Source organism: Aeromonas sp. 82P, assembly GCF_051919365.1.
In the GTDB taxonomy this organism is placed as follows: domain Bacteria; phylum Pseudomonadota; class Gammaproteobacteria; order Enterobacterales; family Aeromonadaceae; genus Aeromonas; species Aeromonas veronii.
The window spans coordinates 1,294,439-1,306,971 of the sequence record NZ_JBQBEV010000001.1 but is presented as its reverse complement, the minus strand read 5'-3'; the positions used below and the strand labels follow the sequence as shown (position 1 = coordinate 1,306,971).

Below are 12,533 nucleotides of genomic sequence, written 5' to 3'. Positions count from 1 at the left end.
GCAGAGATAAATGATGATTTTCATCACAAAAATGGCCGGTGCGTCCGCACATCTATTGGTATCATTACTTTAATTTCAACAACAACGCAACAAGCAGCATTTATCACTATTTCAAAAACGATCACCAGCCCCGAATGAGTAGTGAATATTCATGTGAAATGGATGATAAACGGCAGCATATGCCGATGAATGAAAATTAAGCAGATATAAATCGGGGGATGCAAGAACAGTCATCCCCCGGAAGATGGCTCTCAACCGAGCCAGAATGCCAGTAATTGCATACAAAACAGGGCGAACAGGCCGGCGATCAGATCGTCCAGCATGATGCCCAGGCCACCGTGGATCCGGCGATCAAACCAGGAGATGGGCCAGGGCTTGAGCACATCAAACAACCGGAACAGCGCGAAGCCCGCCACCACCCACTCCCAGCCGGCAGGCGCTGCGATCATGGTGACGCCAAAACCGATCACCTCGTCCCAGACGATGGCGCCGTGATCCGGCATGCCGATGGCATCGGTGGCGCTCTGACAGATACGAATACCGACCACAAACCCCACCGCCAGCAAGGCGATAAACCAGTGGGTCGGCAGCCCGCTCACCAGCAGATAGAGTGGAATGGCCGCCAGGGTGCCCATGGTGCCCGGCGCCTTGGGGCTGAGACCGGAACCAAACCCCACCGCCAAAAAATGAAGCGGATTCTTCAGATCCAGTCGTGTCAGCTCGGGCTTTATCCTGAACAAACTCATGCGAAGTGATCCCACCCTTTCAGTTGCAACTCGACCGCTTGGTCGCCACGCAGGTAGTCGATGCCCGGCTCGCCCGCCACGATGCGGCCGATGCGGCTGAACTTGACCCCGCTGTGAGCCAGCGCCGTATCGAGCGCGCCGCGATGCTCCTCCGGTACGGTAAAGCAGAGCTCGTAGTCATCGCCACCGGCCAGCGCCAGTTGCCACGCCTCCTGCTCGCTCACCGCATCCTGCAACACCGGCGAGAGCGGCAGCAGATCGAGATCGATCTGGGCCCGCACGCCGGAGGCCTTGAGGATATGGCCGAGATCCGATGCCAGACCGTCGGAGAGATCCAGCGCACTGTCCGCCAGCCCGCGCAGCGCCTGACCGGCCAGAATGCGGGGATGGGGATGGTCGAGCCGTGGCAGCACGGCAGCCAGCTGGTTCTCGTTGAGGGTGCGTTTGCCCAGCAGGTGAGAGAGCGCCAGCGCGGCATCCCCCAGAGTGCCAGTCACATAGATGCCGTCACCCGCTTTGGCACCGTTGCGCATCAGGGCGCGCCCGGCAGGCACCGATCCCTTCACCGAGATGGTGATGGAGAGCGGCCCGCGGGTCATGTCTCCGCCCACCAGCGCCACATTGTAGTACTCGGCCAGCTCCAGAAACCCTTCGGCAAACCCGGCAACCCAACCTTCGTTGATGGCAGGCAGAGTCAGCGCCAGCGACACCCAGCGCGGCTCGGCCCCCATGGCGGCGAGATCGGAGAGATTGACCGCCAGCGCCTTGTAGCCGAGATCCACCGGATCCATGTCGGGAAAGAAGTGTACGCCGCTCACCAGAGTGTCGGTGCTCACCGCCAGCTGGGTATCGGGGGGCAGGGTCAGCAGGGCACAGTCATCTCCAGGGCCCATCACCACGTCCTTGCGGGCGTGGGGGACCTTGAAGTACTTATCAATCAGCTCAAATTCACCCATACAGTAAAAAGCCAGCAATAAGCTGGCTCCTCTCTTAGATGCTGACGGACAGCAGGATCAACGCTTGTTCAGCGACTTGATCACCTTGTCCAGTACACCGTTGACAAACTTGTGGCTGTCATCGGCAGCAAAAGCTTTGGCCAGCTCGATCGCTTCGTTGATGACCACGCGCGGCGGTACATCATCACGACGGGTCAGCTCGTAGGTCGCCAGACGCAGGATCGCCTTGTCCACCATGTCCACTTCTTCCAGCGGACGGGAGAGGAAAGGTGCAAACACCTTGTCCAGCTCGCTGCAGTGGAGGGCTACCCCGAACAGCAGATCGCGGAAATAGTTCAGGTCTACACCCTTGGTGTCCTGATCGATCTTGAACTGCTCTTCGATGTCACCCACGTTAGCCTTGGTCATCTGCCACTGGTAGATGGCCTGGGTGGCGCAATGGCGGGCTTTACGGCGCTCAGACGGTTTCAATGTACTTCTCCTCGTTACACGTCCAGTTCTTTCAGGACGTTGATCATTTCGAGCGCTGCCAGTGCAGCCTCTGCACCCTTGTTACCCGCCTTGGTACCTGCACGCTCGATGGCTTGTTCAATGTTTTCAGTGGTCAGCACACCGAAGGCAACGGGAATTTCATATTCCATCATTACCTGGGCCATGCCCTTGCTGTTCTCGTTTGCCACCAGGTCGAAGTGGTAGGTGCCGCCACGGATGACAGTACCGACCGCCACGATGGCGTCGTATTGACCACTCTTGGCCAGCTTCTTGATGACCAATGGCATTTCAACCGCGCCCGGCACTTTTACCAGTGTCAGGTTGCTGTCCAGCACTTGACCTTGACGCTTCAGTACGTCCACCGCGCCGTTCACCAGACTGTCGTTGATGAAGCTGTTGAAACGGGCAACAACAATAGCAACGCGCGCCTCAGGAGCGGCGATATTTCCTTCGATAACCTTCATTGGAAATCCTGTATCTGTGCAATCAAAAGGGCCGGAGTCAAAAGTGCGCATATTCTAGCACAACAGACCCACGACAAAAACCATGGCCGCAATAGACGGCCATGATTGCGATTTAACCAGTCCGGCGCGCTTACTCGCCGGTAAATTCCACGACTTCCAGACCGAAACCGCCCAGAAGGGGATGGTACTTCTCTGGTAGTACGTTACTCGCCGACGTACTCAACCACTTCCAGACCGAAACCACCGAGGGCATGGTACTTCTTCGGTGAGCTCAACAGGCGCATCTTGCTTACGCCAAGGGCCTTGAGGATCTGGGAACCGACGCCCACCCGGCGCGAGGTGCCCTGCCACTTGGCTCCTTCCGGCGCCAGCCCCTTGTCGGCGGCTTCAAAACCCTTGACCCGGGCCAGCAGCTCGGCGCCATGGGATTCCGCCCCCAAAATCACCAGCACCCCGCCTTCGCTGGCAATGCGGGCCATGGATTTGGGCAGCGGCCAGCTGCGGGCGGCGTGGCGGTCGGTCAGCAGCAGATCGCTCAGCACATCGTGCAGATGAACCCGCACCAGGGTTGGCTGGTCGGCCTGCACCTCACCCTTTTTCAGGGCGAAGTGAACCTGATTGTCGATGGTGTCGCGGAAGGTGATGAGGTCGAACTCGCCAAACTCGGTCGGCAGCTTGCACTCGGCCACCTTCTCGACCGTGGTCTCGTGCTGGTTGCGGTACTCGATGAGGTCGGCGATGGTGCCAAGCTTGATGCCGTGCTCCTCGGCGAAGATCTCCAGGTCAGGACGGCGCGCCATGGTGCCATCTTCATTGAGGATCTCGACGATGACGGCGGCAGGCTCGAAACCAGCCAGACGGGCCAGATCGCAGCCCGCTTCGGTGTGACCGGCACGGGTCAGCACGCCGCCATCCTGCGCCATCAGCGGGAAGATGTGGCCCGGCTGCACCAGATCGGCCGCCTTGGCGTTGGACGCCACAGCCGCCTGCACGGTCACCGCGCGATCGGCGGCGGAGATACCTGTGGTCACCCCTTCTGCCGCCTCGATGGAGACGGTAAAGGCAGTGGAGAACTGGGCATTGTTGCGATCCACCATCAGCGGCAGCGCCAGCTGCTTGCAGCGATCCCGGGTCAGGGTCAGGCAGATGAGGCCACGGCCGTAGCGGGCCATGAAGTTGATATCCTCCGGACGGACGCAGGAGGCGGCCATGATGAGGTCCCCTTCGTTCTCCCTGTCTTCGTCATCCATCAGGATCACCATCTTGCCAGCCTTGATATCGGCAATGATTTCCTGGGTTGTGCTCAGCGCCATGGGCTACTCCATCAGTGTGCTTGGGGGTTGAGCCAGCAGGCTCAACGCAAATGCGAGTGTATGTTGCTCTAGATTGGGGCTAGCGGCTCCATTTCAATCAGAGCGGGATCACAGAAAATCGTTTTGGTGGCCAGATTTAGCGCACACCGTCAGAGAAAACCGGCCTTGGCCAGCGTCTCCATGGTCAGGGTCGAGGCGCTGCTCTCCTGACTTTTCCCCATCATCAGCCGCTCCAGATAGCGGGCGATTTGATCCACCTCGAGGTTGACCTTGTGACCCGGCTTCCAGCTGGCAATAGTGGTCTCCTGCGCGGTGTGGGGCACGATCGTCAGGCGGAAAAGGTCGCCCTGCACCGCGTTGACGGTGAGGCTGATGCCATCCACCGCAATGGAGCCTTTCTCGGCGATATAGCGGGAGAGTTCCCCCGGCGACTTGATCCAGTACTCGATGGCGCGGCCGCTGCTGGAGACGCTTTTCACCTCCCCTACCCCATCCACATGGCCGGAGACCAGATGGCCGCCGAGGCGGGAGGTGGGCATCAGCGCCTTCTCCAGGTTGACCCGATCGCCCACTCTGGCGGCGGCAAAGCCGGTACGGGAGAGGGTTTCCAGCGACACGTCGGCGGTATAGCTCTTGTCACCCAGCGCCACGACGGTGAGGCAGACGCCGTTGGTGGCAATGGAGTCACCCAGTTTGACGTCGCTAAAATCCAGACCTGGTGCGTGGACGGTGAGGGCCATGTCATCGCCCTGACGGCGAAGCTCGGCCAGGGTTCCCACCGCTTCGATAATTCCGGTAAACATGCAGATCACCTTGCTGATGACGGGGGCTGATTATGCCCCCTTGAACATTGATAAATCAGGCTATTTTGGCGGTAATGCGAATATCCTGGCCGACCATGCGCACATCCTTGATGTTGAGCTTGGGTGCCTGGAACAAGCGTGTCAGGCCCGGCAGATGGAACAGGCCACGCCCCTCATCCCCCATCAGTTTGGGCGCCTGATAGAGCACCAGCTCATCCACCAACCCTTTTTCCAGCAGAGCGCCGCACAGCCGCGGGCCCGCCTCGACCAGCACCGAGTTGACGTTCTGCTTGGCCAGCAGCATGAAGAGGCTGACCAGATCCAGCTTGCCATCCAGCAGCGGCAGCTCCAGCTGCTGCACCCACTCGGGCCACTCGCCGGACGCCTTGTGACGGGCCAGCAGCACCGGGCTCTCGCTCTGGAACAGCGGCAAGTCGGGAGTGAGGCGGTTTTGCGAATCGACGATGACTCGCAGCGGCTGGCGCAGGGTCTCTTTGGGATAACTTGCCTTGACCGAGGGGGGCAGCTCGTCCCAGCGCACGGTCAGGGAAGCGCCATCGGCCAGCACGGTTTCGGCGCTGGAGAGCACCGCATCGTGGCGGGCCCGCAGTCGTTGCACGTCACGGCGCGCATCCGGGGAGGTGATCCACTGGCTCTCGCCGCTCGCCATGGCGGTGCGGCCATCGAGACTGGCCCCCAGCTTGACGGTCACTCGCGGGAAGGCGGTCCGCATCCGCTTGAAAAAGCCCGGGTTGAGCGCTTCCGCTTCGCTCGCCAGCAGGCCGAAATCGGTCTTGATCCCCGCTTCGGAGAGCATACGCAGGCCACGCCCACCCACCTGGGGATTGGGATCGACCATGGCCGCCACCACCCGCGCTACGCCAGCGTTGATCAGCGCCTCGGCGCAGGGGGGAGTACGACCGTGATGGGAGCAGGGTTCGAGGGTTACATAGGCGGTAGCACCACGGGCGTTGTCACCGGCGGCGCGCAGGGCGTAAACCTCGGCATGGGGCTCGCCCGCCTTCTGATGCCACCCTTCGCCAACCACCACGCCATCTTTGACCAGCACGGCGCCGACGCAGGGGTTGGGGGCCGTGGTGTAGCGGCCGCGGCGGGCCAGTTCGAGGGCCCGACTCATCCATTGGTAATCATCTTGACTAAACATTCGGGCTCCTGTTTTCAACAACATCCAAGCCGTATCGCATCAGGTAACTGGCTTCGTTACCGCATCCGATGACACTTCGTGAATCGAGCCTGCTTCAGGGACGATTTATTTTTCCAGCTTGGCAATCTCTTCGCCGAACTCGCGAATATCTTCGAAGCTGCGATAGACGGAGGCAAAGCGGATATAGGCCACCTTGTCGAGACTCTTGAGCTCATCCATCACCAGATTGCCCACCAGCTCGGAGGCGACTTCGCGCTCGCCGGTGGCACGCAGGCGGGATTTGATATGGTTGACCGCCTTTTCGATGGCTTCCATGCTCACCGGCCGCTTCTCCAGCGCCCGCAGGATGCCGGCGCGCAGCTTGTCTTCATTGAACGGCTCGCGGGAACCGTTGGACTTGATGACGCGGGGCATCACCAGCTCGGCCATCTCGAAGGTGGTAAAACGCTCGTGACAGAGCAGACACTCACGACGGCGGCGCACCTGATGGCCTTCTGCCACCAAGCGGGAATCGATCACCTTGGTATCAACCGCACTACAGAATGGGCAATGCATCGGACCTCCGGCGTTAATGGAACAGGGACCGGCCCGGCGGGCCAGGATCTAGGTCGGCCAGTGTAGCACGGCCATCCAAAACCGGTAAAAGCCAGAAAAAACAATGCCACCCGCAGGTGGCATTGGTCTCAAAGCGAACGGTCTGACTTATCAGCCATAAACCGGGAAGCGGCGGCAGATATCCAGCACCTTCTCGCGTACGGTGGCCAGCACGGCATCGTTGTCGTGGTTGTCCAGTACGTCGCAGATCCAGTGGGTCAGCTCGATGGACTCTGCTTCCTTGAAACCGCGGCGGGTGATGGCCGGGGTACCGATCCGCACACCGGAGGTGACGAACGGGGAGCGCGGGTCGTTGGGCACGGAGTTCTTGTTGACGGTGATGTTGGCTTTGCCCAACGCAGCGTCAGCGTCCTTACCGGTCAGCTCGCGGCCGATCAGATCAACCAGCATCAGGTGGTTGTCGGTACCGCCGGAGACGATCTTGTAACCGCGCTCGATAAAGGTGGCGGCCATCGCCTTGGCGTTTTTCACGACCTGAGCCTGATAGGTCTTGAACTCCGGCTCCAGCGCCTCTTTGAAGGCCACGGCTTTACCGGCGATGACATGCATCAGCGGGCCACCCTGACCACCCGGGAAGACGGCAGAGTTGAGCTTCTTGTAGAGCTCCTCGTCGTCAGCGGCGGAGAGAATAAGACCACCGCGCGGACCGGCCAGGGTCTTGTGAGTGGTGGAGGTGACCACGTGAGCGTGGGGAACCGGGTTCGGGTAGACGCCAGCTGCAATCAGACCCGCCACGTGGGCCATGTCGACGAACAGGTAGGCACCAACCTTGTCGGCGATTTCGCGCATGCGGGCCCAGTCAACGATGCCGGAGTAGGCAGAGAAGCCACCGATCATCATCTTCGGCTTGTGCTCGACAGCCTGACGTTCCATGTCGTCGTAGTCGATCTTGCCGGACTCATCGATACCGTAAGGCACGATGTTGTAAAGCTTGCCGGAGAAGTTGACCGGAGAGCCGTGGGTCAGGTGACCACCGTGGGCCAGGTTCATGCCCAGCACGGTGTCGCCCGGCTGCAGCAGAGCCATGTAAACAGCGCTGTTGGCCTGGGAGCCGGAGTGCGGCTGCACGTTGGCGTAAGTGGCACCGAACAGCTCTTTGGCGCGCTCGATGGCCAGGGTTTCGACCACATCCACATACTCGCAACCACCGTAGTAACGCTTGGAGGGGTAACCTTCGGCGTACTTGTTGGTCAGCTGGGAGCCCTGGGCTTCCATGACACGGGGGCTGGTGTAGTTCTCAGACGCAATCAGCTCGATATGCTCTTCCTGACGACGGGTTTCGTCTGTGATGGCCTGCCACAATTGCGGATCATAATTGGCGATGGTCATGTCACGTTTCAACATCCGTTTCTCTCCTGAAAATCGTTTGCGCGTTAGGTGAAGTGGGCGCGGGCATTGTAACGTGAGCTGGATCAAAGAGACAGTCCAACAACCTAAAAAAATGTTGAATTTATGTTGTAAAAAGCAAGATTCCCTCCCCGTTCAATACCCTGGCCGCTCCGCCAAACGACACATTTTTCATCCCGCTGCGGGCGGGCAAAACCCGAAGGGGATCACAACGCCCTCTTTATCCATCCTGTAACATATTCATTCGAAACAAATTTAATGATGATGGAGCTGATTGCAGCCATGCATCCGAGGGGCTGCACCTAACCGGAGGAGTTCAAGATGGACCATCTGCTGACATTCGTGATCCTGGCTGTCTTTTTTCTGTTCTACTGGGTCTACTACACCAGCCAACGCAAGCATGTCCCCACCACCTCGTGGGAGCAACTCCCCACCAAAGCCGAATATCTGGCGGCCCACCCTGAATCAGTCGATGGCGACATCATCTTCTGTTATCACTGCGGCCACCACGAGTTGCTGGAGGTGGGCATGGTGCACCTGACCGATTTTCGCCGGGAATGGGTCTGTGCCAAGTGCAAGCAGGTGCTGTTTCGCGAGAGCGAATAACGGCGCAGGGGCTGGCCCCCTCTGAACGTTGTACATCGCCAGCAGGGATCAGAACGGCGAATCCCTATTGGCCACCAGCCACTGCTGCAACCCGCTCAACGCCGCGTCAAATTGCGCCCCGATTGCCGCAGGCTCACCGCCTCCCGCCTCAAGAGCCGCGCAATGGCTGGCAAATTCGGTCAACCCCAGCGCCAGCGCACTCCCCTTGAGCTTGTGCGCCAGCTGACGTTGCTCACTCCCCTCACCCTGAGCCAACTTATCCACCAACACCCGCCCTTGCGACTCAAACAGCGCGACCAGCTGGCGGATCCGCGCCATGCCGAGCAGGGGCAGATCGGCATCCAGCACCGGATTGGCCCACTCAGGCTGGTTAGTTGAGGACGCGGCTGCAGATAATTGCACCTGAGGCTCGATAGAGGCGCCCTCTTGCCGAAATAGTTGATCTATGGCGTTCGCCAGCACCGCCAGCCGCACCGGCTTGCCGACAAAATCGACAAACCCGGCGGCAAGGCAGTGGCGGATATCCTCCGGATACATCTGGGCCGAGATGGCGATGGCGGGCAGCGGCCGCTCATGCATCTCTTCACTGATGGCGGCCAGATCCTCGCGCAGGGTCATGCCGTCCATATCGGGCAGATTGATATCGAGCAGCGCCAACTCGAAGGGGCGCTCGGTCACCAGCGCCAGCGCGCTGCGGCCATCCTCCGCCAGGGTGACGCGATGGCCGAGGCGGGTCAGCATGCCGTGCGCCACCAACCGGTTGATCTCGTTATCCTCCACCAGCAGGATGTCGCGGGACTGACCAAGGTGCAGTGGCTGTGCCTCGGCGGGCAGTTGGGCGCTCGAGCGCTGCAAGGGCAGGCTGAAGCTGAATTCACACCCCTTGCCCGGTTCGCTGACAAGGATCAGCTCGCCTCCCATGGCGGCCACCAGCTTGCGGCTGATCGCCAGTCCCAACCCGGTGCCGCCCTGATGGCCTATATCACGCTTGCGCTGGCGAAACGCCTCGAACACTGCCTCCTGCTCATCGGCCGGAATGCCGGGGCCGGTATCGCGCACCACGAAGCGGATGCAGGGCTCGGCGCAAGGGCCTTGGCAGGCAAGAGGCGCTACCGTCAGGGTAATCTGGCCACGGGCGGTAAACTTGACCGCATTGCCGAGCAAGTTGCCGAGCACCTGCCGCAGCTTGCCCAGATCCCCCTCGACCACAGGCGCCAGCCCGGGCGCATATTCCAGCGCCAGGGTGACCCCCTTGGCCGCTGCCTTTGGCCGAAACAACGCGCTGAGCTCATCCACCAGCTGAAACAGGGGGAAGGGCTCGCGGCGCGCCTCCACATGGCCCGCTTCTATCTTGGAGTAGTCGAGAATGTCGTTGAGGATCTCCAGCAGGGATTCGCCACTGTGCTCGATGGCGGCCAGATAGCGCTGCTGGGTATCGCTGAGGTGGGTATCTTCCAGCAACGTCAAGCCGCCCAGAATGCCGTTCATGGGGGTGCGGATCTCGTGGCTCATGGTGGCGAGAAACACCGACTTGGCGCGGTTGGCCTGTTCGGCCTCGGTGCGGGCCTGCCGCTGCTTCGCCACCTCCTCATTGAGCCGCTCGTTGGCGTGGCTGAGCTGGCCGGTGCGCTCCTCGACCCGTGACTCCAGCTCGCGCTGATAGCGGCCCAGCTCAACCGCATTGTCACGAAACACCTGCAGGGCCCGCCCCAGCTCCGCCAGCTCATCGCGCCCGGTACTGGCAAGCGGCTCAAGGGGGGCCAGATCCCCGCGCGCCAACCGGCTCATCCCCGCCACCGCCCGTTGCAGCGGCCAGACGATCCGGCCATAGACCATGCGCCACATCAACAGCATCAGCAGTACCAGCGTGAGCAGGCCAATGCCCATCAACGCCTGCTCCAGCAGCCTGAGACGCTGGCTTAGCGCCTGCTGGCTCTGCCCCAGCGAATCGCGGGCACGGCTGACCAGCTCTCCGACCTGCTGGTTGAGACTGCTCATCAGGGCTTCATTGGCATTGGCCAGCACCCGCAGCGCCTCCCCCTTGCCGAGCCAGTCACTGCGCAGTTGCACCAGCTTGTCGCTTTGCGCCAGCACGGTCAGCGCCTGCTCCACCGCCTGCCGGCGGGCAGGATCGGTCACTGCCCCGGCCCGCAGTTGCAAAATAGCCAGCTCCCGCTGCCCCTCTTGCAATAGCGTTTGCAACTGTTCCTGCCGTTCGCTGCGCCACATCTCCTCGATGCGCTGCTGCTGCATCAGGGTGCGATGGCGCAGCTCGGTCATCTGCTCCAGCCAGTCGAGATCCTGCTCCAGCAGGCGGTCCAGCGTCCGGGTCGCCTGCGCACCTTGCTGTTGGTAGAGGGAACCCAACCCCGCCACCATCACGGTTTCGGCGTTCTCCATCTGGCTGCGCGCCAGCTCGGCGATCTGTCCGGCCGCCGCCACCAGACGGGCCCGCTGCGCCTCGCCCTGCGCCATCAGGGTCAGTCGCTCTCCCACCAGCCAGCCCTGCTGGCCCAGATTGCCGATGATGCTCTGACTAAGCTGATCGAGGCTTGTTGAACCCTGCCCACGACCAAGTTGCGCCAGCACCTGTTGTAGCTGTTGCCCCTGCAGAGTGAGCAAGCGCCCCTGATGCTCCCGCTCCTGCTCGCTGGTTGCGGTGGCCAGCAGCCGCGACGCGCTCTGGATCTCGCCGCTGAGGCGAGAGAGCGTGCGGGCCAGCTCCTGATCGGCCAACGTCTGCTGCACCCCTTGCTCCAGCTGGCGCAGATGGCTAAGCCCCACCCAGCCCAGCAGGGAGGCACTCAGGGTCAACAACGCCATCAGGGAGAAGGCCAGCAGCAACTTGCCACCCAAGCCGGAAAAGATTCTCACGGGAAGTCCCTTGGTTGTGGTCGGCTTTGACCGGATAATATGGCCCAACACTTTAACAAAACCCCTGGCCATGCGAAGCGTCTATCTCTCCCCGTTGTTGCTGATCTGGTTGCTAATGCTTCCCCGCGCCGCCCTCGCCTTTGCAGTCGATATCTGGCCCGGCGGCGAATTCAGCGGCCAGCCGGTGCGCCAGCAGTGGCAGGAACCCGCCGCCGCAACCAAACCGCTGACCATCTGTGCCCTCTACCCCCATCTGCGCGACGCCTACTGGCTTTCGGTCAATCAGGGCATGGTGGACGAAGCGAAGCGGCTGGGAGTCAAGTTGCAGATCCACGAAGCAGGGGGTTACGGTGCCCTCGCCGAGCAGCGCCAACAGTTGCAGCGCTGCGTGCAGGAAGGGAGCGACGCCATCTTGCTCGGCGCGGTGAGCTATCAGGGCTTGCGCGAGGCCATCAAGGTCACGCCGCTGCCGCTCTTTGGGCTGGTCAACGATCTGCCCAGCGGCCTAGTGCAAGCGAAGGTGGGAGTCTCCTGGTACCAGATGGGCTGGCAGATTGGCCACTGGCTGGCGCAGCGTCACCCCGCCGGCAGCAAGCCGGTCTCGGTCGCCCTCTTCCCCGGCCCGCAGGCGAGTGGCGGCAACAACTTCGTAGAGCCGGGCTTTGCCGATGCCATCAAGGGGAGCGCCATCAAGCTGGTCAGCACCGAGCGCGGCGACAACAGCCGGGAAATCCAGCGCACGCTGGTGCAGCAAACTCTGGCCCGCTATCCCGACCTCGACTATCTGGTGGGGGGCGCCATCGCCGCCGAAGTGGCGGTCAACGAACTGTCACAGCGCCATCTCGACAGGCCCCAGGTGCTGAGCACCTACTTCAGCCACGGGATACAGCGGGGACTGCGCCGAGGCAAGATCCTGGCCGCCAACAGCGATCAGATGCGGCTGCAGGGGCGCCTTGCGGTCGCTCAGGCGGTCTGCCTGCTGCAACACCCTGATGCCAATGCCGAGCAGTGCCCGCGGGTGATGGGGCCACCCATTCTGACTCTGTCTGCGCCACTGGCCGACCCCGCCGATTCCCTCTCGGATGGCGCCTTTCGTCCCGTCTATCGGGTCGAATAGCCGTTCCAAATCCGATCAGCACACTCAAGGAGAAG

General features: G+C 61.5%; 12 protein-coding genes. 2 read left to right on the top strand and 10 right to left on the bottom strand.

The window, feature by feature from the left end:
- Positions 1-251: 251 nt before the first annotated feature.
- From ACTG2S_RS06130 to glyA, 9 genes are all read right to left on the bottom strand, one after another.
- Complete coding sequence (locus ACTG2S_RS06130) at positions 252-746, bottom strand: phosphatidylglycerophosphatase A family protein (RefSeq protein WP_005349509.1); 495 nt, start codon at positions 744-746, stop codon at positions 252-254.
- Positions 743-1,702 carry a thiamine-phosphate kinase gene (gene thiL, locus ACTG2S_RS06125; RefSeq protein WP_439982166.1) on the bottom strand — a complete coding sequence of 320 codons (960 nt, stop codon included), beginning with the start codon at positions 1,700-1,702 and terminating at the stop codon, positions 743-745. Before thiL ends, ACTG2S_RS06130 begins: the two co-directional genes overlap by 4 nt.
- A gap of 57 nt (positions 1,703-1,759) precedes the next feature.
- The gene (gene nusB, locus ACTG2S_RS06120) at positions 1,760-2,173 is read right to left on the bottom strand and encodes a transcription antitermination factor NusB (RefSeq protein WP_005343514.1); all 414 of its coding nucleotides are present in this window, start codon (positions 2,171-2,173) and stop codon (positions 1,760-1,762) included.
- A 14-nt stretch (positions 2,174-2,187) separates the two neighbouring features.
- Entirely contained in the window at positions 2,188-2,658 is a 471-nt protein-coding gene (gene ribH, locus ACTG2S_RS06115; RefSeq protein WP_274160181.1) for a 6,7-dimethyl-8-ribityllumazine synthase, read from the bottom strand.
- A 203-nt stretch (positions 2,659-2,861) separates the two neighbouring features.
- On the bottom strand, positions 2,862-3,971 hold the full coding sequence (gene ribBA, locus ACTG2S_RS06110; RefSeq protein WP_274160180.1) for a bifunctional 3,4-dihydroxy-2-butanone-4-phosphate synthase/GTP cyclohydrolase II: 1,110 nt from the start codon (positions 3,969-3,971) through the stop codon (positions 2,862-2,864).
- 149 nt (positions 3,972-4,120) lie between these two features.
- The gene (locus tag ACTG2S_RS06105) at positions 4,121-4,774 is read right to left on the bottom strand and encodes a riboflavin synthase (protein WP_274160179.1); all 654 of its coding nucleotides are present in this window, start codon (positions 4,772-4,774) and stop codon (positions 4,121-4,123) included.
- Between the two features lie 55 nt (positions 4,775-4,829).
- On the bottom strand, positions 4,830-5,939 hold the full coding sequence (gene ribD / locus ACTG2S_RS06100; RefSeq protein ID WP_274160178.1) for a bifunctional diaminohydroxyphosphoribosylaminopyrimidine deaminase/5-amino-6-(5-phosphoribosylamino)uracil reductase RibD: 1,110 nt from the start codon (positions 5,937-5,939) through the stop codon (positions 4,830-4,832).
- Between the two features lie 105 nt (positions 5,940-6,044).
- Positions 6,045-6,494 (bottom strand): transcriptional regulator NrdR, encoded by a 450-nt coding sequence (gene nrdR / locus ACTG2S_RS06095; RefSeq protein ID WP_005338880.1) that lies wholly within the window; start codon positions 6,492-6,494, stop codon positions 6,045-6,047.
- A 150-nt stretch (positions 6,495-6,644) separates the two neighbouring features.
- On the bottom strand, positions 6,645-7,898 hold the full coding sequence (glyA, locus tag ACTG2S_RS06090; RefSeq protein ID WP_005338884.1) for a serine hydroxymethyltransferase: 1,254 nt from the start codon (positions 7,896-7,898) through the stop codon (positions 6,645-6,647).
- A gap of 324 nt (positions 7,899-8,222) precedes the next feature.
- Here glyA and ACTG2S_RS06085 point away from each other — a divergent pair, with 324 nt between their 5' ends.
- Positions 8,223-8,507, top strand: coding sequence for a hypothetical protein (locus ACTG2S_RS06085; protein ID WP_270820206.1), 285 nt, complete (start codon positions 8,223-8,225; stop codon positions 8,505-8,507).
- Positions 8,508-8,555: 48 nt separating this feature from the next.
- Here ACTG2S_RS06085 and torS read toward each other — a convergent pair whose 3' ends face one another.
- Positions 8,556-11,381, bottom strand: coding sequence for a TMAO reductase system sensor histidine kinase/response regulator TorS (gene torS, locus ACTG2S_RS06080; protein WP_274160177.1), 2,826 nt, complete (start codon positions 11,379-11,381; stop codon positions 8,556-8,558).
- Positions 11,382-11,451: 70 nt separating this feature from the next.
- Between torS and torT the strand changes: the two genes are divergently transcribed.
- Complete coding sequence (torT, locus tag ACTG2S_RS06075; RefSeq protein WP_236271686.1) at positions 11,452-12,498, top strand: TMAO reductase system periplasmic protein TorT; 1,047 nt, start codon at positions 11,452-11,454, stop codon at positions 12,496-12,498.
- Positions 12,499-12,533: the final 35 nt, after the last annotated feature.